This window comes from Bacteroides sp. AF32-8BH (assembly GCF_003435205.1).
In the GTDB taxonomy this organism is placed as follows: Bacteria; Bacteroidota; Bacteroidia; order Bacteroidales; family Bacteroidaceae; genus Bacteroides; species Bacteroides ovatus.
The window spans coordinates 43,430-66,977 of record NZ_QVLZ01000011.1; the positions used below are offsets into that span (position 1 = coordinate 43,430).

The following is a 23,548-nucleotide window of genomic DNA, read 5'->3' on the forward strand; positions in this document are numbered from 1 at the left end:
ATAAAACTGTTTTCATATTATTTCTTTAATGATGACTTCTTTATTCTGATAAAAGAAGATAATGATTCAACCTTATTCTTATATTTTTTTTCATCGACCCGATTCTTGTTTTCCTTCCCGTCAATCCGATGGTCAAACAACATACTGGCTTTCTTCACGTCGCCTTTCATCCATTCCGCATAACTATAACGCCGGTCAACGGCATTATCTCCTCCTTCCCACTGAATATAGACTTCACCTTTCGTCTTAGCTTTCAGATTCTTGAATACCCCGGCAAAGCTTTGCCCGCTTAACTGTTCAGCGGGAACAGGCAGTTTACAAAGTTCACATAAAGTCGGGTACAAATCAACAAATTCCACCATCGATTTTGTTTTTCCTTTTTTCATTCCCGGCACACGGACAATCAACGGTACATGAGTAGAAGTATTCATCAGATTATGTTTACCTATAAAATCATGTTCTCCCAGATTCCAGCCATGATCCCCCAACAAAACCACAATTGTATTATCCGATAATCCCAGTTCATCCAATGCATCCAATACCTTGCCGATCTGCGCATCCACATAACTCAAACAAGCATAATATCCATGTTTTACCTCCCGCTGGAAGTCAATATCACTCGTATCCGCAACCCGTGCATACGCATATATCTCGCTTGAATTACGAACCTGCTCCGGCAATCCTTCAGGTCGGAAACGATTGGTAGCCAAAGGTATTTCCTCCCGTTTATATAAATCCCAATATTTCTTTGGGGCATTGAACGGCAAATGAGGTTTCCAGAAACCACAAGCCAAGAAGAAAGGTTTGCCAGCCTCCTTCATCCTTTTCAAGTCACGAATAGCTCGGTTTGCAAGTTTCCCATCATCATAGGCAGTATCAGGAACATCAGCAGATTCACAAAAAGGTCCCCTCATCGTTTTCGGATTAATCGTTTTTCCCGATTCCGAATTCATCCAAAGTTCCCATTTATTATATTCCGCCCAATATACATCATATCCATTCGGATGATTCCGGTAAGGAGGCTCACTCCACGAATCCGCATGATCGCTGATATGATGAAACACCTTGCCGTCCGAAATAGTATGATAACCATTCCGGGTGAACCATCCCGAAATAGGTATTGCTTCGGGACAATCTTTGCTGGCATAGGCGGAAAAACTAATAAAGCGATCGGGGTAATGAGGATATACACCCGTCAATAAACTAGCCCGGGATGCCCCACTCACAGGAATATTACAATACGCATTCTGAAACAAGACGCCACTTGCCGCCAAACGGTCCATATTAGGAGTTTTCACTACATCTACCCCGTAACACCCCAGTTCGGGGCGCATATCATCAGCCATTATAAAAAGCACATTCATTTGGGATGCATCCTGTTGTGCACGTAGTATAGATGAGATGCAGCAAGCTGTTCCACAAAAAAACGCATATTTTATTGATATTCTATTTTTCATTTTCTACCTTAAATTTTCAAGACCTGCAATATACTAAAATATTACAGGTCTTGTGCATCATTTCAATTTAAAATTACTTTGTCCATACCGGATTTTGTTCCAAATTCGTATTTAACGCCAATTGCTTCAAAGGCAACGGATACAGATAATAATGTTCCTGCCATCCAAGCGGGGTATCAAAGAAATAAACATATCCTTCATCAGCACCTGCACCACCCGTTACTTTCAAATTCTTGGCCGAAGCCCCTGTCACATAGGCACCCAGCGGTTGTTTGTTAACATAGTCTCCTTTCTTCCACCTGCGCAAATCATCCAAACGGAAACCTTCGCCCATCAATTCAACTCGTCTCTCTCTACGCACTTCCCACAAAAGAGCAGGAACGGAAGGATCACGCTTCGGATCAAAAGCATCATTAATATCATTCACCACCATTTTCGCCACATTAGCTCTTGCCCGAAGTTTGTTAATAGACTTATCCGCAGCAGCCTGGTCGAACTTGTTCAATTCGCACATCGCTTCGGCATAGTTTACCATCACCTCACCTATACGGAACAGCGGGGCATCTGTTGTATTCACCCCATTCGCGTTGGTAGCTACAGTATGTGTATTATAATATTTCCATACCCAGAAGCCCATTTGGGAAGCGTTCCAGCCCTGTCCCCAGTTCATATTCTTAAAGTGAGGTTGTCCTTGCACGGTGAATCCTTTAAAGTTGGAAGACGGCAAACGATGATAAGTTTCACCGGAAATCGTAGCCATTAAATCTATAAATTCCCTGTCCTGTGCATTATCCGTATATTTCCAATCAGCCGTACTGGGTCCGTTTTCTTTCTTCACCATATATGGAGGACAGATCGTCAAATACAACCGGTAATCACGATCACGGAATTGTCCATACATATTCTTATCACCCCCATAACGGCTAGTCGTCGTGCTAACCGGTCGTCCATCCGTACAAAGATAACTGTCTACCGCGTCTTTCGTTGCCTCAATATAAGATTCACCTGTACGCACCATACGGGTCAAACCATGCATTAACTGTCCGGTTTCATAAGCCTTATACAAAAGAATACCTGTCACCCCATCCAGTGTTTCCGAATTAAACAACTCATCATATTTAGGATGCACATTCGGATATTGCTTAATCACCTCTTCAGAAGCACGGGCACATTCTTCCAGATAAGTATCCGCTCCCGACAAACCATGATATTTTCTCCAAGTTCCTTCAAATAAAGCAAAACGGGAAATAAGAGCTTTCACCACATACATATTAATTGTATTTTTCCCATCCGCTTCGATATTACTGCCAATATGTGTTTCCGCATATTTCAAATTAGACAGAATATTGGAAGCCACCAAGTCACGACTATCACGTTTTCCATAAAGCTCGGGACTTTCCTCAGTCAAAGCATGCTCTACCCAAGGAATATCACCAAATTTAGAAAGCATCTGAAAGTATTTATAAGAACGGAAGAAATATCCCACACTTCTCCAATGCTCCCTCTCGGTTTCACTCATTTCCGAATGATCAATATTATCGAGCATCAGGTTAACACGACGGATATAATCATAATCCCAATCTTTAGACTCATCCGTAGCCTTTGCTTTGCGATATGCCCACTGACCTTCATATCCATCCAATCCTTTTATCATGTTATCCGATTCAAAATCACCACGGAAAATTTCATCCGTTTGCCCTGTATCATACGTATATCCGAAGAACACGTTATACAATCCCCATGTATACGTTTTAAAGTTGTCATAGGTAGTAAAGACCGATGCTTCTGTTTGCTGTCCTTTGGGATAAACCTCCAGAAATTCGTCATTTAGACAAGACGACATCAACAAACAAAGACTAACGCTTACACATAGTATATATTTATTCATAATAATTACTCTTTAAGTTGTGAAACAATCAGAATGAAAGGTTTATACCGAACGAATACTGTCTCATATACGGATAGGTAAAACCACGTTGTCCTAAATCATCCGTGACAGAACGTTCCGGATCAAGTCCCTTCGGCAAGTGGTCGAACGTATAAAGATTCTCACCACTGAAGAACACAGCCAGATTATTAACTCCAATCTTACTCATCCACTTAGACGGGAAATTATAAGAAAGCGTTATATTACGAATACTTAAGTACGATCCATCCTGTAGATAACGAGTCTGTACACGTGTATTGGCATCTGTATTTCCGGCCGCTTTCTCATAAATACGGGGGAAATAACTATTCGTATTTTCCGGAGTCCAATAATTCAACTGTGAATCATAAACGGTAGTCCAAGCATCATAATGCGGATAAAACAGATCGTTCATCACCCACAAATCTCGTTTACCAACTCCTTGCAGCAAGAATGACAGAGAAAAACCGTTCCAACTTGCACTACCATGAATACCATACTGATAACGCCGGGTATTATTACCAATGATTTTACGGTCTCCCGGATCTTTCGTTGTACTGGTACCACTGTTGATAATATCATTACCATCCAAGTCCTTATATAATATATCTCCCGGATTCGGATTATAACCTTCCACTTTAGCAATACCCGGTTTCAGTTTGCCATCTGCATCGAAATCATCCACTGTGTACAAACGATCGGTCACATACCCCCAAATTTCACCCAGTTCCATTCCTACGCGATATGTTTCATTATCGTTCTTGTCCTTGCCAAACAGTCCTGTTTCGTTGTTGTATTTAGTAATCTTTGTTTTCGCATCGTAAAGATTAAAGCCTATGCTATATTTCACTTTTCCGATCTGATCGTTCCAGTCAACCGAGATTTCCCAACCTTTAGAACGAAGGTCAGCCGTGTTCTGTAAAGGGGCACTTGCACCTAATACACCCGGAAGTTCAGAGCCCGGAGCAAGCATACCCTTAGTATCTCTACGATACCAGTCGAACACCATATTCAATCTGTTATCCAATAGCCCAAGATCGAATCCGACATCAATTGTCGTTACTTTTTCCCAAGTAAAGCTATTGCTAACCAAAGCAGCTGGTTTCAAAGTAGTAACTTTAATACCGGAAACAGTCCAATAAGCCTGTTCCGCATCCATACCGGGAATATATGCGTAAGGAGTGATGCTCTGATTTCCAATATTACCCCAAGAACCACGCAATTTCAAGTTCGAAAGAACAGAGTTCAAAGGTTTCATAAACGCTTCCTCGCTGATACGCCATCCGGCGGAAACCGAAGGGAAGAAACCGAAACGGCTATTCTTCGGGAATTTGGAAGAACCGTCATAACGTCCGTTCGTTTCAAGCAAATACTTGCCGGCAAACGAATAGTTAATGCGATAGAATAACCCTCTTACCGTATAACGTTCAAATTTGTCTTTAGCAAAATAATCACCTGTCGACTGCGAAATAGACGGCAGATCTTCATTAATCATATTCATACGCGACATCTCAGCATAACGATAATCACTACTCTCCTGATTGAAACCTCCCATCACCGTTACATCATGTTTGCCCCATGAGTTGTTATAGTTAGCATAGAAGTTCAATGCATTATAATCCGTAATACCATTGGAATATTCATACTTGGAATTGGCAGTGGAAACCTCTTTCACAAAGTTACCTCCATGTGCATAATAGAACTTCTTCTCAAATTTCGTTTTCTCGTTACTTAGATGATTGAATGTATACTCACCAATCAACTTCACATTCTTCAAAGGACTGATCGTAACCTTTCCGAAAATACGAAGATTATTCTTTTGAATAGTTGTCGGATATGCCAGATCAATCAAGTTACGAGGAGTATTGATCGGTAATTCTTCGCCGTCAATATTCATTGTTCCAGTAGGGAAATAAGAAGGGAATGCGACTGCTGCTCCCCATATACCATATCCTCCGGAAGTTTCCGGCAATGAAGAGTTCGAGTTCGTATATTTAATATCCAATTCCGGAGTAATCCATGAAAACACATCTGAACGGAGATAAGAAGACACATTGTAACGCTTGTACGTATCTTTATCCGAAGCCAGTACCCCATTTTCATTCACCATACCGAAGGAAAAACGATAAGAAATATCTTTCGTACCGCCACCTACCGAGATATTATGAGTTTGCTGGAAACCAGTCTCCATCATATCATCGAAAAGATCAGTTTCTGCCAAGCTATAACGCAGCCCGTCCACCATTGCATAACCATCCGGATATGCAGACGGATTAGCATTATATTCCTTCAAAAGTCCCAACCAGGTATCTACGTTCTGACCACTTTGATAATTGATTGTCCCCATGTCCTTATAAGCCTGTACCGTTTGGAGCGGAGTAGCCTTATGAGGCATATTGGCAGGTCTGCTAAAAGAGAAGTTATTTGAATAATTAATAGAGAGTTTAGTTGCATCCGAGCCTTTCTTTGTAGTAATCAAAATCACACCGAAAGCTGCCCGTGCTCCGTAAATAGCAGAAGATGCCGCATCCTTCAAAACAGTCACCGATTCAATATCGTTCGGATCGAGCATATTAATATCCATCTCCACGTTATCCACCAGCACCAGCGGTTTCCCATTCTTATCCAAACTGTTGACACCACGAATATTGAAACTCATTTCTTCACCGGGTCTTCCTGAATTACCTGTAATCTGCAAGCCGGGCATTGCCCCTTTCAAAGCGTCACTCACAGACACCACCGGACGGTCACCTAAAACATCATCCATCTTCACACTGCTCACCGCACCTGTCAGGTTCGCTTTCTTTTGTACGCCGTAACCAACAACTACTACTTCGTCTATTAACCGAGTATCTTCTTTCAAAGTTACATTGAGAGGACGTTGATCTTTCACCACCACTTCCTGTGTGGCATAGCCGATATACGATATGGATAAACGGGCATTCGGAGTAACCATCAAAGAAAAATTGCCATCCATATCCGTAATGGTACCTTCCGTAGAATCGACCACTTTCACATTTGCCCCAATCACCCCTTCACCTGTAGGATCAGTGATTCTACCTTTTAAGACAAACGCTTTTTCCTGTTCTTTCTGCGGTGTCACTGCATGGAACATAATCACCCGGGGTCCGTTCACTTCATAACTGACGTCCGTACCGGCCAGCAATTGTCCCATCACATCATTAATAGTACCGTTATTTATATTCACAGAGACTTTCCTATTCAAATCAATGTCATTATTACGAATCAGGAAAGAGTAATTGCCTTGCTTCTTTATTACTTCAATGGCTTCTTTCAAAGTAATATTATCTACTTTCACACTGAATCGCTTACTTTGTTCCTGTGCCGATAGCTGGCTCCCCCCAGTCAAAACGTTTCCTACAGACAAAAGCAGAAGCATTAATAATATTCTTTTTACTATTAATCTCATATTTTTCACTATTAAAGGTTAACATAATATCTTTCTATACAACGCTGAACCGCCGATATATCTATCGACTAAGTTCCCAATCATACTTTACTTTTTCTTATTTTACCTCCTTTTTCTTGTCAGTTATAAAGATAGTGTCTCCACTAACTTTCCATGTATATTGCTTCTCAACGTTGATTTCTCCCAATATATCATTGATACTTTGATTACTATTGAAACATCCGGAAAAGCGTTCCGCTTTCAGACGTTCACTCTCTAAACTGATCTTCACCTGGAATTTGCGCTCCAGACGGTGTGCGATGTCGGCAAACGGAGCATCTTCAAATGTCAGGCCACCATCCAACCAGTCACAGGCAGAACTAGCATTTGATTTCATTTTCTCCATGCGGCCCGTATTCTTATCGTAAAAAGCCTGTTCGCTAGGGAATAGTTTCATTACCGAACCGGACAAAGTGGCTAAATTGACACGACCTTCCAACAAAGATACCATTACATAATTATCGTCATCATAAGCGCGTACATTAAAAACAGTCCCTACCACCTTTACCTGTACACCATTCGTATTTACAAAGAAAGGAATCTTCTCATTTTTCGCCACCTTGAAATATCCTTCGCCATCAAGCGTAACATCACGTTCACGAATACCGAACCCACGGCAATAACGTAACACAGAACCCGCATTCAATGAAACCTCTGTTCCATCCGGAAGCACAATATTCGTCCGCGAACCAGCTGGCACTTTAATTTCATAAGGAGAATCCGCATTCGTATATACTTCCGTAAGATTTTCAGTATAAGTGTACCAGAAGTAATTACAGCCCAACAACAAAATAATTGCAGCAGCTACCTTCAGCCACACAGGAACTATCTTCCGCGAACGGACAGGTTTCATCTCAGCAGCGGCTATTTTTTCTTTTATCTGTGATAAATTAGCATCCTCTACTTTGGCAAATGCAGGCACAGAAGAAACAGCCCATACTGCGGACATCTCCCGGAAAATTTTAGCTGCATCTTCATTGGAAGCCAGATAAGCGAACAGAGCTTCTTTCTCCTCTTCGGTGCAGTTACCGGACAGATAGTTGCTTATCCGGATTTCCAATTCTTCTATATGATAAGAGTCATTCATAAACGTACTTTTTCTATGGGTGTATATAACTAGATACGCAATAAAAAAAGAAACGTTTAAAAGAAAAGCGATTTTTTTTAGAGAAACATCAAAATAGCTATCATATAAGGAGTACCCAGTGATTCGCGTAGCTTAGTCAATGCTATTTTCATCTGTACTCTTACAGTGGTCACATTAATATTCTGCTCCTCGGCAATTTCACTGTATGTCTTACCCTCATACAAACTTGCTTTAAATATGGCACGGCATTTGGCTGGCAATTCCTCCACCTTCTTCATGATGATGGTATTCATTTCGCTATGCTCCAATGCCTGCAAAGGATTATCGGAAGAAAGAATATGATTTTCGAGAAAAGCCCAGATTTCTTCCATCTGTTCCGTCATCTGTTTTTCGTTGAAGTAGGAAGAACGCAGATAGCTAATACTTGCGTTTTGAATAGCACGCCGCAAGTACGGAAGAGCCGGGTGAGTGATATGGTGGCGATTCTGCCAAAAAGCGACAAAGACATCATTCACAATCTCCCCTGCCACCCTCTTGTCATGCACATAATAAACAGCTATCGCACACAAATAAAGGTAGTAGGTATGATAGATTTTATCAAATGCTTTTGTATTACCGTGATTTAACTGTTCAATTAGATTTTCAGAGATTTCTGGTAGATTCATTCGTTGTCTTTCTTTAAGGAACGGTGCAAATATAGCGATTAATTCAGAAAAACAAAATTCCAATCAGATAAACCGGAGCCCGGCAATCATTCCTTAACCCTACAATCCCATCGGTATTTTCAACAAATACCAAACGATAAACAGCAATGTCCAGACAACCAGGATGCCTAATGAATATCTCCAAGTATATTTCAGCAATGAACCATACGTAATCTGCTTATCATATTGCCGCATATAGGTAAGCACCAGAGGCATATAGAATAAGAAAGGAGTAATGGCATTCGTCGAACTATCTCCGATACGGAAAGCACATTGTGCTATATCCGGAGCAATTCCCATCTGTGCAAACATCGGGATAAAGATAAAAGACATAAAAGCCCATTTGGAGGTAGCAGATACCATAATCAGATTTATCAATGCCGTAAACAGAATAAACAGAACAAGAGCAGACAAAGGAGCCGGTTCAAACGAAGAAAGCAAGTCAGCCCCCATAATCGCCAGACATTTATCCAGATGGGAATATTCAAAACAGGCAAACATCTGCGCAGCGAAGAAAGCGATAACGAAATACACTCCAAGAAGCTTCATTGGCTGCGTAAGTCCTTCAATCACATCATTGTCAGTGCGATACCGTCCGGAACTGAATCCATAAGCCATTCCCGTAATACCTGCTCCCAAAGAAAGCAAAAACAAAATACCGGCAATAAAAGGCGAATGCATCAAACCACCATTCACACCCCGCAAAATTCCATAAGAAGAAAAAGTAAGCCACAAGATAAGAGCCACATAGATAGCTGCCACAACAATGGAAATCATAATGGCACGCCGCTCTTTACGAGACAGAGGATGGTAAGCCACCACCTTCATACTGCCTTCATACTTACCTAACGTAGGAAGAAGCCATTTTTGAGTAATCCAATACACAATAGCCGTAATGGCCACCGTTGAAGCACTCATAAAAAAGTAATTGCAAAGAGGTTCTGTATTCCCCTGATAACCCGTTTGTGCCAGTGCAGCCTCTTGCGTGGTATGCGCCAACAACGGGTCCATCGTACTCAATACAATATTAGCACTATACCCGCACGCAACGGAAACATAAGCCGTAACAATCCCTGCAATCGGATGAAGCCCCACCCATTGAAACAGCATAGCAGCAATAGGCAATAAAATGATATATCCACCATCACCAATGGCATTCGACAACAAGCCAAGCACAATCACCCACAAGATGATCTTCCTCTTTTCCTGCCGGTTTCCCACCCCCATGCGGATACAAGCATCAATAAAACCGGAATGTTGTGCCACTCCCAATCCGAACATAGCAATAATCACCATGCCCAATGGAGCAAAACCTGTAAAGTTCTTAATAGCATTCCGCAACCACCAGCGGATTCCTTCCGGACTCAACAGGCTTTGTACACGGATATCCTCACCTGTCTGCGGCAATGTCACTTTCAATCCATAGATATCGCATATCCATGAAAGAAAGACCACTGCCATTGTCAGCAGAAGGAACATCGTAGCGGGATGGGGCATGCGCCATTTATTCTTCATCATTTTCCGACTAAGCAAGAAGCTACCGTTAATACTTAATTTACTCTTCGTCAGGCTCCAGATTATCCAGATCAATAATACGCAATTCCAATGCACGTACTGCCAACCGGGTAGCATTCACTCCCACCCGTTCTCCATTCGGGAAAAGACGTCCAATAAGATCATTCTGCCGTTTCTCCAATGATTTCACACCAAAAGGCATTCCTTTCAGATTGGCAATCATCTCTTTCGTATAACCCAAAGCCAGATGACGGAGAAAACGTTCATCGTATTCATCAATATCATAGCTGATGACAGCCTCCTGACGCTTAGCATCATTGGCTACAGATTTCTTGAAACGATCTACAATCTTTTCCAGAATCGGATAGTTAAATACCAATTTCTTTCCATCCATCACAGCCTGTACATCTGTTTTCGTCAGTAGCTCACCCGTTTTGAGGATGATTCCATCGGCACCGGCATTCAATACGTCCACCCACAACTTTTCGTTCAGAATCTCACCCGTGAAGATCAATACCCGAACTCCTTTGTAACGTTTGAATATATTTTTGCAAATATCAACACCAATGGTCGTAGAACCTCCCAGTCCTAAGTCCAACAATACCAGATCGGGAAGCTGGGCCTCCATCAACGGCCAAAACTCACTTTCCGTCATTGCCGTGCCGATCACTTCTGCATTCGGTATTTCATGACGGAATATTTCTTCTGTCCCTTTCAACTCCAGTTTTACATCCTCTACAATAATAACTTTAAACTTCTGTTCTTCCATGTTCCTTATCTAATAACTTTTATGTGTTTTCCTTTTATCGGCGCGGAATAGTGAAATAAACCGTAAACCCGCCGCCTTCAGCCGGCTCGGCATTGATACGACATCCCCTACGTCCCGCAAATTCGTCGTGGTCGCGGATAATTTGCTTGCATACCAGATATTCCGTTCCCCTCAACTCCCCTTTTTCACCGGAAGTCATACGTGCCAGATTCGGATAAAATAGTTGATTCAACTCTTCCACACTCTTCTCACGTCTCGTATCCGTAAAGAGGAAACGAACATATTCATTATCCTTGCGCGCTTGCAAACGTATCACTCCATCTTCACGTACAGTCAATGCTTCATCAATCAAATTCTCCAATAGAAAACGCAACTGATTCACGTCTCCTATCACCTTCGCCTCCATCGGCTCTATTTCCAATTCTATCCTCTCCGGCCGATTCTTCATCAACTTCTTGAAATATTTTCCGGCAGCATCCAAAAGTTCCTGTACCGGAATCACCGTACGCCGGAAAGTGACCTCCTCCAATTGACGGGAAGCACACGAACTCAAAATCGTAAAGATTCCCTTATAGTATTCAATCAATTCCGTCATAGTCTCCACCGCTTCACGCTCCTCCGTTTCCGAAAGATTCTGCGCATTCAACCGCCCTACAATCTGCTTGATTTTATTCGGATAATAAATCGTCTCATGTTTAATAGTCGACAGACAGTTGTCAAGCACCATATTCTGAACATGCAACATGCTGTCTTCCCAGGAAGCCCGACGTGTTTCTTCGTGTGCCGACTCGATATCCCGATATTTTGTAGCCAGCTTCACCACTGCGTTAAACACGACAATAGCCACATAACGAGCTACCAGTTCAAAAAGCAGTCGATCCGTCTCCTGTTCCGTTCCTTCTCTGCGCTCCAGATAAAGCACACCGACACATTGATGCTCGCCCCCTGCTTCCACCATCAGCGGAATTGCCTGAAGATGCTGCTCAGAAAGATATTCTCCGGCACTAAAACACTGCTCTACCATCTCCGGCATTTCCTGTCCGGGACGAGAAGCATATTCCAGCCGATGTGTCGTTTCATTATAAACGGCAATTCCCATCCGGTCAATCGTCAGTAATTCATTTACCGAACCGAATGCTTCATCCACAATCCGCTGCGGAATTTCTTTAAGCGTACTCTCTTCTCGTTGAAGTGCCTCTGCATTTTCCTGTTCCTGCGGTCTCACCAAAGATGCAGCAAACACCTTCTGGTTAATCTCAAGTACCTGTTCGAGATTCAAACGATTCTGCAAACGTTTTCTCATGTACAGAAAATAATATCCAACCAACGAAACAATCAATAAAACAAAGCATAAAATAATTCCTACCGTCTTATTGGTATTCGAACGCTCCAACTGCCGGCAATATGCTTCGAGGGTTTGATCCTCTCCCTGTAACTTATACAAATCTGTAAATGCCGAATTATTATAACTATAAGCATCCAACTGTTTCAAAGCCAGAAAAGCAACTGCCGCCTCATTCCTGATATCCAGAATTACATGATAATCCGAATCAAACAATTCGTTCCACCAACTGATTTCAGCAGGCGTTCCCTCACCTACCAGCTTCATATACCGATGTGGACGATCCGGACGCGCATATTTTTCATAATGCTCATTCAGAAATAGCATTGCAGAATCTATATATTGCAAAGCCAACTCATAATTTTCATCCACATTAGCAAAATAGGCAGCATTCGCATAATCCGACGCTACATCCAGCAAATCCTCATACGCAGAATCCATAACTACTACAATCGAATCGCCATCCTGCAACATGGGAGGAATCGGATCATGCAGACAAGAAACCATCCCCAACGGAAGCAACAAGCAAAGCAACAATCCCCCCATTGCTTTACGCACTCCCGAAGGCAAACGAAAATAAAAACGGCTTCCCTTCCCCAGTTCACTCTCCACATCAAAAACGCATCCCCGGAATAAATCATTCGTTTTCTTATACTTCTCAATGATTCCCTTACAATTCATCAATCCGAAACCACTACCTTTGTTTTCTTTCAACACTTCCGGATCGGCCGCATTCTTCATTCCGATCACACGGGAATCATACACCTTCTCACCAATGATATGCGCCACATCCTCTTCGGAAATACCTCTTCCGTTATCCTCCACAGAGATCTCGACATACGCATCCTCCGTAGTACGGGCATACACTTTAATTGTTCCTCCTTCCGGAGTATATTTACGGGCATTTTCCGCCAGCGTATTAATCATAAACAAAGTTAGTGCCCGGTCGGCCTTCACCATAACCGTAGTCGGTTCAATTTCCAACTTCTGATTTTTCATTTCAAAAGCACGTCTTCCCTTGCCTAGCAGCTCAAACAGTTCATTGAGACTGAAAGTTTCAATATTCAGGCTAAGCGTTCCTTGCTTCATCTTAATCCAAAGAGCCAGAATATCGTTGTACTCATTAATCGTAGTTACCAGCTCATCAATGTATTGATACTTCTCTTTCTTAATCTTCGCATTATCAATATACCCCCGCTCCGTCAACTTATGCACTTCGTTCAAGATACGGTCAATATAAGGATTAATACCATTGACAATGCCCAGACAAGCCTTCTTTATAAGATTCTGACGTTTATTTCCCGCAATATGTTGTTCGTAAACATACCGTTGCTTTTCCAACTGCATCCGCTCGTCACTCAACGCTTCCACCATCTGCTCATTGTCCGCAGCCCAAACAATATACGGTTCAAGCACATGCACCAATGCTTTTTCATCACGGTTCAACCGATGCAGAGGAACCAGTGCCGCTTTTCCTTCCTCCGGAATTTCCAGTTGAAGACGTCCTTTCCCAAATAATTGATCGATACCTTGTTGAATTAATGGAACATTCATCGGAATGGACGAAGTTATATCCCGGCAAAGAGTCAGAATCCGTTGCAGACGCTCCACGTCTACCTGATTCCTTATTTTAGACCGTTTATTGAAAAACCACCAAAGAATAACCACCAATACAAGTCCGACAATAACCAAAGAAAGTACAAGCGTCATTTGTCGTGAATCGGCTTCCAATGAAAGATAGCGGCTCTCCAACTCCTTATCCTGACGGGTATAATTTAAAATATCCAAATATATATTCCGGTTGTAATCAGAAGCATACTTCATCCCGAGCCCCGCATACGACACACTCAATTGCTCCCGAATCCTTGAGATCCATTCAGGTACCGTTCTCACATCTTCCTGCATGATCCATGGAACCCCGGTATAAGTCGTATCTCCTTCTACAAAAACATGTAGTTTATCCAATGTATCCGCCGCATGGTGATAATAGAGCATGTGATGTTGATTCACACAATCCAACGCTTTTGCAAGCGTATCCAATGCCTCCGTATAACGTCCGTGCTCATTCATATATTTACCGATAGACACATACGCACCGGCAATCTGATACAAATCATTGTACTCACGAAATTTTTCAAGCGCACGCTGTGCCATTCGCAAAGGCAAAAGCGAATCTACGGGAAACCCAAACTGATCCAGCGCATATCCCCTTCTCGTCCGAAAAAGTTCGAAATTATTAGGTGAAACCATCAGATTAGCCAATCCTTGCAGACCATTTCCTTCGAAATAAGGATGATTAGTCTGAACAGCTGTCCGCCAGGTAATATAAAGTTGGTCGAACTCACGCATTTTCCGGTCTTCCGGCTTGGTTGCTTCCACCAACGAGGCCGAACCTTTAATATAATGATAATAAAGCAACTGATTAGTATCTGTCAAAGCTTCATCTTCCGGAATCCGGTTAAGAGATGTGATGGCCTCCTGCCGTTGCTGCAGATAGTAATAATAAATAGAAGAAACGATGAAAAATTCGGTGAATGCATAATCCAGCCGTAGTGCCTCGTGACGGTCGGCAAACAAATCACTCTCTTCACGAATACGTTTCATGCGCTTGAGCGCACTATTACGATAATCATAAAATTCTTTGTTCATAGCCGTCCGCTGACAGATTTTCATCAGTCCGATGTCGGCAATCAACAGTTCGAGTTCATTTTTAGTCAGTTTATATACTTCCTTATGCAACGCTTCCGCCCGGTCAAAGTCCATAGCCATAAAAGCACAGAACCCCAGGTTGTTGGATGCTTCCGCTTTCCCCGACTTGTAGAAATTCACCTGCCGATAGGCTTCATTGGCATATTTATAAGAAGAATCCAGGCTTCGATAACGATAAGCATACGCTTTCCCGTTTAATGAATCAATCAGGCGCACCTCTTTGGTCGGCACCATATCAGTGCACGAAAAAAAAGAGGCAAACAACACTATACCTATTATATATAAAGGAAAGCGTGAACTCATTTTTGACTATTAACTGTTTTCAGAAAGCAAATCTACAAATATTTCCGATAAGTTGGAGAGAAAAATATTTTTTATACAATAAGTCCTTCTAAATAATAAGAGAAATTCCTACCTTTGCAGGCAAATTAACAAATAGGTAACATCTATTACAAAATGAGCGAAAAAGCACCCTTTATGGTATTCTCGGGAACGAACTCGAGATATCTGGCAGAAAAAATCTGCGCAAGCCTGGATTGTCCTCTGGGAAATATGAACATTACCCATTTTGCCGATGGCGAATTTGCAGTTTCATATGAGGAGTCAATTCGTGGCGCACACGTATTCCTGGTTCAATCCACTTTCCCTAATTCAGACAACCTGATGGAACTTCTCTTGATGATCGATGCTGCAAAACGTGCGTCTGCAAAGAGTATTGTAGCTGTAGTCCCCTATTTCGGATGGGCACGTCAGGATAGAAAAGACAAACCCCGTGTATCTATCGGCGCTAAGTTGGTAGCCGACCTGCTGTCTGTTGCAGGTATCGACCGTCTGATTACGATGGACTTGCATGCAGACCAGATTCAGGGATTCTTCAATATCCCGGTAGATCACCTGTACGCATCAGCAGTATTCCTTCCTTATATCCAGTCATTGCAACTGGAAAATCTGGTTATTGCTACACCGGATGTAGGAGGTTCAAAACGTGCCAGTACTTTCTCCAAATACCTCGGTGTACCATTGGTACTCTGCAACAAATCACGCGAAAAAGCCAATGAAGTAGCATCTATGCAAATCATCGGTGACGTAGAAGGTAAAAACGTCGTACTGATCGACGATATAGTTGACACAGCAGGAACAATCACCAAAGCAGCCAACATTATGCTGGATGCCGGTGCCAAATCAGTACGTGCCATCGCCAGCCACTGCGTAATGTCTGATCCGGCTTCTTTCCGTGTACAAGAGTCCGGTCTGACAGAAATGGTATTTACCGACAGCATCCCTTACGCAAAGAAATGCCCGAAAGTAAAACAGTTGAGTATTGCCGATATGTTTGCTGAAACAATCAAACGAGTGATGAATAACGAATCTATCAGTTCACAATACATCATTTAACAGATGACAAGTGATAAATGATAGTTGAAGTTACTTTCAACAGGAAATTATAAAATGGATAATGGCCGCTTTGGGTTATTATCCATTTTTCTTTGTCCATACCAATTATCATTATTCCATCACCTGGTACATATATGCAAAAAAATAGGCCACGCAATGCGCAGCCCACTACCATTTATCATCTATTGAAGTCTTCCGAATTTATAGGTTCCTTTTTTAATCACCTTCCCATCTTTATCTGTTTCCACAAAAGGACCATTTTTCTTTCCTTGTTTGAAAAAGCCCTCGAAGCGATTACCATCTTTATCGATTTGTACGCCCTGTCCGTCTTCCAATCCGTCAACAAAGCCACCTTTATATTGCATCCCAGCAACGGTTTTCAGAGTACCCTGTCCATTGGGACGGTTGTCTTTCCAGTCACCGTCATAAACATCGCCATTGCTCCATTTATAGACTCCTCTGCCATCACGTTTATTGTTTTTCCAGCTTCCTTCGTACACGGCACCATTCGCCCAGGTAAAAGTACCTTTTCCGTCTTGCATGCCATTTTTGAAATTACCTACATATTTGTCACCGTTAGCATGATAATAAACTCCTTCACCGGTGCGTTCACCTAAGAGATAAGAACCTTCATAACGATCGCCCGTGTGAAAGTAGTAAGTACCTCTTCCGTGTTGAATATCATCCGCCCAGTCACCATCGTATTTATCTCCATTGGTATATTCAAATACCCCTTTTCCGTGACGGACATCATCTTTCCAGTCTCCTTCATACTTACAGCCGTCGTCCCAGTTCATGATGCCTTTGCCGTTCTTCTTATCATTTTTCCAGTGACCGGTATATTTGGCACCATTCGCCCAAGTGTATGTACCTTCGCCTTCACGCTTATCATTCACCCATTTACCTACATACAAATCACCGTTATGATAATACATTGTTCCTTCACCATGCTGATAATCCTGATACCACATACCGTCGTAACGGTTATTATTCATAAAATAATAGATACCTTTTCCGTGCTGCTGGTCCTGAAACCACTGTCCTTCGTATTTTTCTCCGTCGGGAAACATATAAATTCCATATCCTTCACGTTTTCCCTTCACATATTCTCCTTCAAAGACATCACCGTTTTTAAAGACTGTTTTTCCTTTTCCATTCGGTTTTCGTCCTTTCATTTCTCCCGTATAGACACTGCCATCCTTAAAAGTATAGTTGCCAATCTTTATTTCAGTGGAGAATGTATCTTTAATTTTTCCGAAAAATCCGCCTGTTTTTCCTTCATTTTCTTGTGCCATCACTCCCTCTTGTGCAAGAAGAGCCAGCAAAAGTGTAGTATATAGATATTTCCTCATTGGTTTTAGTCGTTACTCATTTTAGAATTACAATTTGGACAAAGATACAATTTCTATCCCAAACAGCCCACTTTCGGAAAGCAAATTATGACAACTTTTTACCTGCAATGACCTCTTTTAATGTCTCTTTGCACAAATAGCGCTGTGCCAAATCTTGTATTTCCATCGGAGTAACCTCATTCACAGCCAGCAGAGAACGTGAAAAGTAGTCATCATCCAGACCGGAAGTAGCTATGAAGATCCACGCATCCGAAAGTGAGAAAGGCGACTCATAACTACGGCACATTTCTCCCAACATATAGTTGCGCACGATAGTCAGTTCTTCCGCCGACACAGGTTCCTGATGCAGGCGGTCTATTTCATGATACACTTCCTGTATCAACGGTTCCACATATTCATTATCCGTTTCTGTCGAGATAGCCAATAGTCCGCTATCCGGATAAAACATGATTCCTGCCGAAATACCATAAGTATATCCCTTCTCTTCACGAATATTAGACATCAGCCGACTGCCGAAATAACCTCCGAATAAAGTCATCAATACCCGAAGTTTCAAATAATCAGGATGATTACGAGTAATGGTCGTATATCCCATCTTCACAGCACTCTGCATGGCGTCTTCACGCTCTGTAAAAATTCTCTTTCCGGGAACAGCAGTAAAAGGAAAACTTAATCTCGACACCTGCTGCTGATGCTGGCCGAAAGAAGTGCCGAATGTATCTGTCACCCGGCTGATAATATCCTCCGTCACCTTACCGGACAAAAAGATAGAGCAATTACCCGAATGATAATACCGTTCATAAAATCCACGGAGCACTTCCGGAGTGATGGCATGATAATCTTCCTCCACCACTATTCTGCCACATGGATGCTGTTCGCCATAAAGCGACTGTAACAGACTGCGGTGTGCCAGGAAATCAACTTTGGAAGTATTGACCAGATATTGTTGGATATTGGTATCAAGGATAGTATGCAATTCCTTCTCCGGGAAAAGCGGTTCTTTAATCATAGATTCCACCACCTCCAATGTTTTCGCCAAATACTTATTCAGCGAATAAACAGTGATATATGCATATTCCGACGAACTGGACAATTCGAGCCATGAGCCGTAGTAATCCAGTTTTTCGGCAATGGTGGCAGCCGTATATTTTTTTGTACCTTCACGCAGCATCCGGTTCGTAAACAGAGCTTGCAGTTTCTGCGACTGTTGCCAGCGTCCCCCGGCAAAAAGCACATCTATGCGTACCACTTCCTGTTCACCCGCATTAATAACAGTCAACGGAATACCGTTTGGCAACGTCATTCGAACGGGAGGAAGTATACGAAAATTTTTCAGGGTTTGTATTTCAGGTTGTATCGTACGATCCATAAGATTAGATTCTATTCTTCAAAAATTCTTCTGCCCGTTCCAAGTCTTGTGGGGTATCAATTCCAATAGTTTCCACTTCACTGATACCGACCTTTATTTTGTATCCGTTCTCCAGCCAGCGAAGCTGCTCCAAAGATTCGGCCAACTCCAAAGAAGACTGTGGAAGCATGGTAATCTCTTTCAGCACCTCTGTACGATAAGCATACAATCCGATGTGCTTGTAGTAGATATGTCCCTTCAACCAGTCCTGTTTCTCGGCATTACGCTGATAAGGAATGATAGAACGGCTGAAATAAAGTGCGTTCCAGTTCTTGTTGACTACCACTTTCGGTGAATTCACATTTTCCAGTACAGCAAACGGTTCATCGGCAGTAAAAGGCTTCACCAGCGTAGCAATCTGCGTGGTTACATCTTCAAAACAAGCCTTTACCGCATCCAATTGTGAAGGCTGAATAAAAGGCTCATCTCCTTGTATATTCACTACGACGTCAAAATCACCTCCAATCTTGGTACAGGCTTCATAACAACGATCCGTACCACTTTTGTGGTGAACGGAAGTCATCACAACCTTTCCCCCGAACGCCTTAACAGCAGCTTCAATGCGTTCATCATCCGTAGCTACATAAGCGTCATCCAAAATGCCTGCCACTTGTTCGTATACGCGTTGTATGACTGTTTTTCCGCCCAACATAGCCAACGGTTTCGCAGGAAAACGAGTGGATGCATAGCGAGCAGGTATAATTCCAAGAAATTTCATCTACTTAATAAATAATGAAGAATGGAAAGCAGATAATGACTGTTGTATATATCCCCTTTGCCAATCCTCCGGTTTTAATATTTTGTTATCATATAAAAGCATGTCAATATCCAGACAAACCTTTTCCTCTTTCTTATCCTCCGAACGACGTCCGGACCTCTGTTCTATATCTTTCAGCATTTTCCTCACCGTCTCTTCATCCTTATCGGAATAGAACAGAACCACTTGGTTGGAAAACAGAGCCGGATTCTTAAAAAACAAAGGTTTAGTTTCCAGTTCGGGAGCAAAACATATAGAAGAGAACGATTCAGTCAACTTCTGCCTGGCAAAAGTCAAGTTCTCTTTCCTGTTGTAATTACTCCCTATGCAAACAATATACTTGTGCACTTCTTTAATTGAAAAGATCGTCCAATCCCCCTTCTTCTATCACTTCGCCATCAGGAGTTTCCGAACCGGCACACGGGTCAAACCCTTCAGGGAGTTTGAATCTCTCCTGCTGGTCATATCCCAAGGTCGGATCGTCATACACTTTCTTCATATACATTGCCCAGATAGGCAAAGCTGCAGCAGCACCCTGTCCATAGGTCATTCTACCGAAGTGAATATCACGTTCGTCCCCTCCTACCCAACAACCGGATACCAGTGAAGGAGTGAATCCCATAAACCAGGCATCGGAGTTATCATTGGTCGTTCCAGTTTTTCCACCCATATCGGCGGTAATCCCATATCGACGAACACGTCCACCCGTTCCTTCATTGATAACGGCACGCAGCATAACCAGCATTTTGTAAGTGCTCGACGCGCTTATCACTTCTTCCATTTGCGGTGCAAAAGTAGAAATGACATTACCATCACTATCCTCAATGCGGGTAACGAACAATGGAGCCACCCGGATTCCTTTATTGGCAAAAGCCGTGTATGCGCTGACCATTTCACCGACAGAAATTTCACAAGGTCCCAGACAAAGTGAAACCACCGGATCAATTGCTTTATTACGTACACCAAAACTATGGATCAAGCGTACCAAATCATACGGATTCAGCTTACCCATCAGATATGCAGAAATCCAGTTATCGGAGTTTGCCAATCCCCATTTCAGAGTTACCATTTCTCCATAACGCTTATCATTTGCATTACGTGGTGTCCAGGGAGTTCCATTCTCATCAATCAAAGTTTGCTCTACGTGGCGTGCCTGATCGCAAGGAGAAAATCCGTTCTCCATTGCCAATGTATATAAATACGGCTTAATAGTAGAACCTACCTGACGACGTCCCACCATCGCCATATCATACTGGAAATATACATAATTCGGTCCGCCCACATAAGCCTTCACGTGTCCGTTTGCCGGATCCATTGACATAAATCCCGTCCGCAAGAAAGATTTGTAGTAGCGGATGGAATCCATCGGTGTCATAATCGTATCTTTATCACCCTTCCAGGAAAAGACAGTCATTTCTTCCGGTGTATCGAACGCCTTACGAATCTGTTGTTCCGAAGCTCCCGCCTCTTTCATGAGGCGATAACGTTCCGTTTGTTTCATTGCTTTCGTCAACAACTCTTCCACTCGTTTTTCCGGTAGTGATCGTGCATACGGGGCATTCTTACTTCCCTCTTTTTCCTTGAAGAATACAGGTTGCAGATAATCACCCAAATGCTCTTTTACAGCATCTTCGGCATACTGCTGCATACGTGAATTGATAGTTGTATAAATCTTCAATCCATCTGTATAGATGTTATAATTTGTACCGTCTTTCTTCTTGTTTTTCGCACACCAGCCATATAACGGGTTAGTTTCCCAAGCGATAGAATCTTCGTAGAATTTCTGCATTTGCCAACCACGATAATCACTTCTTACTGGTTTCGGTGCTGTCATAACGCCACGGAGATATTCACGGAAATAAGTAGCCAGTCCCTCTTTATGGTCAACACGGTTATAAGTCAGTTTCAACGGAAGAGCCTGCAAAGAATCACATTCTGCATCTGTGATATATCCGGCTTTACGCATCTGCTCGAGCACCACATTACGACGGCCACGGGAACGTTCGTTGAAACGAACCGGATTGTAGAGTGACGGATTCTTACACATACCCACCAACGTAGCTGCTTCTTCAATCTTCAAGTCTTTCGGTTCACAGCCAAAATAGGTATATGCAGCAGTTTTGATACCAACAGCATTATTCAGAAAATCAAATTTATTGAGATACATACTCAATATTTCCTCTTTGGTGTAGTAACGTTCAAGTTTCACCGCAATCACCCATTCAATCGGTTTTTGGAAAAGACGTTGAAGTGTATTTCTAGCCACATTTTCCGTAAACAACTGTTTAGCTAGCTGTTGTGACAAGGTACTACCCCCACCTGCATTTTTCTGAAACATCAAACCACGTTTCACAAACGCACGGAACAACGCTTTGGCATCAATACCCGAATGCTCGACAAAACGAACATCTTCCGTTGCAATAAGAGCATTGATAATACTGGGTGACAAATCCTTGTAAGCCGTGTACACCCGGTTTTCCTTGCTGTAAGACCATGTACCAAGCACTTTCTCATCTTCAGAAAAAATCTCTGTTGCAAATTTATAGCTCGGGTTCTCAAGTTCCTCTACAGGAGGCATATAGCCAATCCAACCCTTTGAAATGGAGACAAAGACTATAACAATAGCCAATATTATGACTACCAAGAATATCCAAAGAGCTTTTATTATTTTTCGAATCATGTTTTTTCTCGCTTAAAATGACGCATTTAATTAAGATGCAAAGGTAGATAAAATCCGCTATTCAGCCAACGAGTTTGATTATAATTTCTATTTTGTTAAAATATAGAGCGATACTCCTAACAAATAGCATGAAACAAAACAAAAAAGAGCTTTTTTCAAGAAAGCAACCCTCTTATTATATCTAAACACAAACAGGCGGGAAAAATCCCGCCTGTTATTCATTCATAAATATACCTATTTATAAGATAATCAATTACAAGGTTGCTGCCTGCACACCTACCACTCCGGCAATCGCACCGGCAACAGCAATAATCACTTTCAAAATAATACTCCACGTTTTTTTCATAGACATTTCTCTTTTTAAATTAAACACTAAATGAACACTCTAACCGTCAGCTATTAATCAACAAGACATTAAGCTGCGGGATCCGGTGCCTCTCCGCTACCGCCACCTTCATCTCCGCCACCTTCGCCTTCATCCGGTTTCTCGGGATCTTCCGGAGATACAGTAACGCTAATTTTCTTCAGATATTCATCCAGACTGATCAGATCTAACTTCTCATCTGCACGGGTAGCAGTTTTGGTGACACGCAACTCTTTATTAGCTTGGAAAAAGATACGAACACTATCTACACTCTTAGCATTAATATCCTTCGCCAACTCCGCACCTTTCGAACGGGCAGTCAACATAAACACACCCAAACCTTCGATATTCACAGACTTACCTTCCAACAACTGCTCCTTCATTTTTTCCACAAAATTCTGGATTACACTCTTGATGTCACCGATAGACAGCGAAGAACGATCCTGCATTTTCTGTGCAATATATTTCAGGTTGACGGACTGACCTAAAGTGATCAGATGCGGATAATATCTCTTAGGAGAATTGGGAACACGCGGATCTGTTGGCCGCGTAATGACTTTGTAAATTACACTCATACTACGTTTTTTTAAAGATTTAAATTCAAGTTTATTTATTCACGTTTTGTTGATCAACA

Annotated in this window: 16 protein-coding genes; 1 reads left to right on the forward strand and 15 read right to left on the reverse strand. The window is 42.2% G+C overall.

Annotated elements, in window-relative coordinates; all coding sequences use genetic code 11:
* Positions 1-17: 17 nt before the first annotated feature.
* The 8 genes from DWZ47_RS09585 to DWZ47_RS09620 form a co-directional block, all read right to left on the reverse strand.
* Positions 18-1,457: a sulfatase gene (locus tag DWZ47_RS09585; protein ID WP_009039568.1), complete on the reverse strand. Its 1,440-nt coding sequence runs from the start codon at positions 1,455-1,457 to the stop codon at positions 18-20.
* 73 nt (positions 1,458-1,530) lie between these two features.
* Entirely contained in the window at positions 1,531-3,345 is a 1,815-nt protein-coding gene (locus DWZ47_RS09590) for a RagB/SusD family nutrient uptake outer membrane protein (RefSeq protein WP_004308905.1), read from the reverse strand.
* 28 nt (positions 3,346-3,373) lie between these two features.
* Positions 3,374-6,763 carry a TonB-dependent receptor gene (locus DWZ47_RS09595; RefSeq protein WP_032854710.1) on the reverse strand — a complete coding sequence of 1,130 codons (3,390 nt, stop codon included), beginning with the start codon at positions 6,761-6,763 and terminating at the stop codon, positions 3,374-3,376.
* A gap of 127 nt (positions 6,764-6,890) precedes the next feature.
* Positions 6,891-7,919, reverse strand: coding sequence for a FecR domain-containing protein (locus tag DWZ47_RS09600; RefSeq protein ID WP_004295831.1), 1,029 nt, complete (start codon positions 7,917-7,919; stop codon positions 6,891-6,893).
* A gap of 77 nt (positions 7,920-7,996) precedes the next feature.
* Positions 7,997-8,584 carry an RNA polymerase sigma-70 factor gene (locus DWZ47_RS09605; RefSeq protein WP_004308903.1) on the reverse strand — a complete coding sequence of 196 codons (588 nt, stop codon included), beginning with the start codon at positions 8,582-8,584 and terminating at the stop codon, positions 7,997-7,999.
* 99 nt (positions 8,585-8,683) lie between these two features.
* Complete coding sequence (locus DWZ47_RS09610; protein ID WP_008777020.1) at positions 8,684-10,138, reverse strand: AbgT family transporter; 1,455 nt, start codon at positions 10,136-10,138, stop codon at positions 8,684-8,686.
* Positions 10,139-10,178: 40 nt separating this feature from the next.
* A complete protein-coding gene (locus DWZ47_RS09615) occupies positions 10,179-10,907 on the reverse strand; it encodes a DUF5932 domain-containing protein (protein ID WP_004295828.1) in 729 nt (242 codons plus the stop codon).
* A gap of 34 nt (positions 10,908-10,941) precedes the next feature.
* Complete coding sequence (locus tag DWZ47_RS09620; RefSeq protein WP_182281626.1) at positions 10,942-15,261, reverse strand: DUF5113 domain-containing protein; 4,320 nt, start codon at positions 15,259-15,261, stop codon at positions 10,942-10,944.
* A gap of 153 nt (positions 15,262-15,414) precedes the next feature.
* Here DWZ47_RS09620 and DWZ47_RS09625 point away from each other — a divergent pair, with 153 nt between their 5' ends.
* Positions 15,415-16,353: a ribose-phosphate pyrophosphokinase gene (locus tag DWZ47_RS09625; RefSeq protein WP_032847337.1), complete on the forward strand. Its 939-nt coding sequence runs from the start codon at positions 15,415-15,417 to the stop codon at positions 16,351-16,353.
* A 182-nt stretch (positions 16,354-16,535) separates the two neighbouring features.
* On the opposite strand, the gene DWZ47_RS09630 is transcribed toward DWZ47_RS09625, so the two are convergent.
* The 7 genes from DWZ47_RS09630 to DWZ47_RS09655 form a co-directional block, all read right to left on the reverse strand.
* Positions 16,536-17,705, reverse strand: a complete 1,170-nt coding sequence (locus tag DWZ47_RS09630) for a phosphatidylinositol-4-phosphate 5-kinase (protein ID WP_117512957.1) — start codon at positions 17,703-17,705, stop codon at positions 16,536-16,538.
* A gap of 85 nt (positions 17,706-17,790) precedes the next feature.
* Positions 17,791-19,074: a M16 family metallopeptidase gene (locus tag DWZ47_RS09635; RefSeq protein ID WP_117512959.1), complete on the reverse strand. Its 1,284-nt coding sequence runs from the start codon at positions 19,072-19,074 to the stop codon at positions 17,791-17,793.
* Positions 19,075-19,078: 4 nt separating this feature from the next.
* Positions 19,079-19,831 carry a 3-deoxy-manno-octulosonate cytidylyltransferase gene (gene kdsB / locus DWZ47_RS09640; protein ID WP_117512961.1) on the reverse strand — a complete coding sequence of 251 codons (753 nt, stop codon included), beginning with the start codon at positions 19,829-19,831 and terminating at the stop codon, positions 19,079-19,081.
* Positions 19,832-20,218 (reverse strand): 2-amino-4-hydroxy-6-hydroxymethyldihydropteridine diphosphokinase, encoded by a 387-nt coding sequence (locus DWZ47_RS09645; protein ID WP_004318143.1) that lies wholly within the window; start codon positions 20,216-20,218, stop codon positions 19,832-19,834.
* A 4-nt stretch (positions 20,219-20,222) separates the two neighbouring features.
* Positions 20,223-22,550, reverse strand: a complete 2,328-nt coding sequence (locus tag DWZ47_RS09650) for a transglycosylase domain-containing protein (RefSeq protein ID WP_117512963.1) — start codon at positions 22,548-22,550, stop codon at positions 20,223-20,225.
* Between the two features lie 253 nt (positions 22,551-22,803).
* On the reverse strand, positions 22,804-22,896 hold the full coding sequence (locus DWZ47_RS30405; protein ID WP_004295819.1) for a smalltalk protein: 93 nt from the start codon (positions 22,894-22,896) through the stop codon (positions 22,804-22,806).
* A gap of 68 nt (positions 22,897-22,964) precedes the next feature.
* The gene (locus tag DWZ47_RS09655) at positions 22,965-23,489 is read right to left on the reverse strand and encodes an HU family DNA-binding protein (RefSeq protein ID WP_004295818.1); all 525 of its coding nucleotides are present in this window, start codon (positions 23,487-23,489) and stop codon (positions 22,965-22,967) included.
* Positions 23,490-23,548: the final 59 nt, after the last annotated feature.

Bases quoted from the DNA above. Each gene is read 5' to 3' on its own strand.
- DWZ47_RS09585 (WP_009039568.1), bottom strand. From the start codon at position 1,457: ATGAAAAATAGAATATCAATAAAATATGCGTTTTTTTGTGGAACAGCT.
- DWZ47_RS09590 (WP_004308905.1), bottom strand. From the start codon at position 3,345: ATGAATAAATATATACTATGTGTAAGCGTTAGTCTTTGTTTGTTGATG.
- DWZ47_RS09595 (WP_032854710.1), bottom strand. From the start codon at position 6,763: ATGCTTCTGCTTTTGTCTGTAGGAAACGTTTTGACTGGGGGGAGCCAG.
- DWZ47_RS09600 (WP_004295831.1), bottom strand. From the start codon at position 7,919: ATGAATGACTCTTATCATATAGAAGAATTGGAAATCCGGATAAGCAAC.
- DWZ47_RS09605 (WP_004308903.1), bottom strand. From the start codon at position 8,584: ATGAATCTACCAGAAATCTCTGAAAATCTAATTGAACAGTTAAATCAC.
- DWZ47_RS09610 (WP_008777020.1), bottom strand. From the start codon at position 10,138: ATGAAGAATAAATGGCGCATGCCCCATCCCGCTACGATGTTCCTTCTG.
- DWZ47_RS09615 (WP_004295828.1), bottom strand. From the start codon at position 10,907: ATGGAAGAACAGAAGTTTAAAGTTATTATTGTAGAGGATGTAAAACTG.
- DWZ47_RS09620 (WP_182281626.1), bottom strand. From the start codon at position 15,261: ATGAGTTCACGCTTTCCTTTATATATAATAGGTATAGTGTTGTTTGCC.
- DWZ47_RS09625 (WP_032847337.1), top strand. From the start codon at position 15,415: ATGAGCGAAAAAGCACCCTTTATGGTATTCTCGGGAACGAACTCGAGA.
- DWZ47_RS09630 (WP_117512957.1), bottom strand. From the start codon at position 17,705: ATGAGGAAATATCTATATACTACACTTTTGCTGGCTCTTCTTGCACAA.
- DWZ47_RS09635 (WP_117512959.1), bottom strand. From the start codon at position 19,074: ATGGATCGTACGATACAACCTGAAATACAAACCCTGAAAAATTTTCGT.
- kdsB (WP_117512961.1), bottom strand. From the start codon at position 19,831: ATGAAATTTCTTGGAATTATACCTGCTCGCTATGCATCCACTCGTTTT.
- DWZ47_RS09650 (WP_117512963.1), bottom strand. From the start codon at position 22,550: ATGATTCGAAAAATAATAAAAGCTCTTTGGATATTCTTGGTAGTCATA.
- DWZ47_RS30405 (WP_004295819.1), bottom strand. From the start codon at position 22,896: ATGAAAAAAACGTGGAGTATTATTTTGAAAGTGATTATTGCTGTTGCC.
- DWZ47_RS09655 (WP_004295818.1), bottom strand. From the start codon at position 23,489: ATGAGTGTAATTTACAAAGTCATTACGCGGCCAACAGATCCGCGTGTT.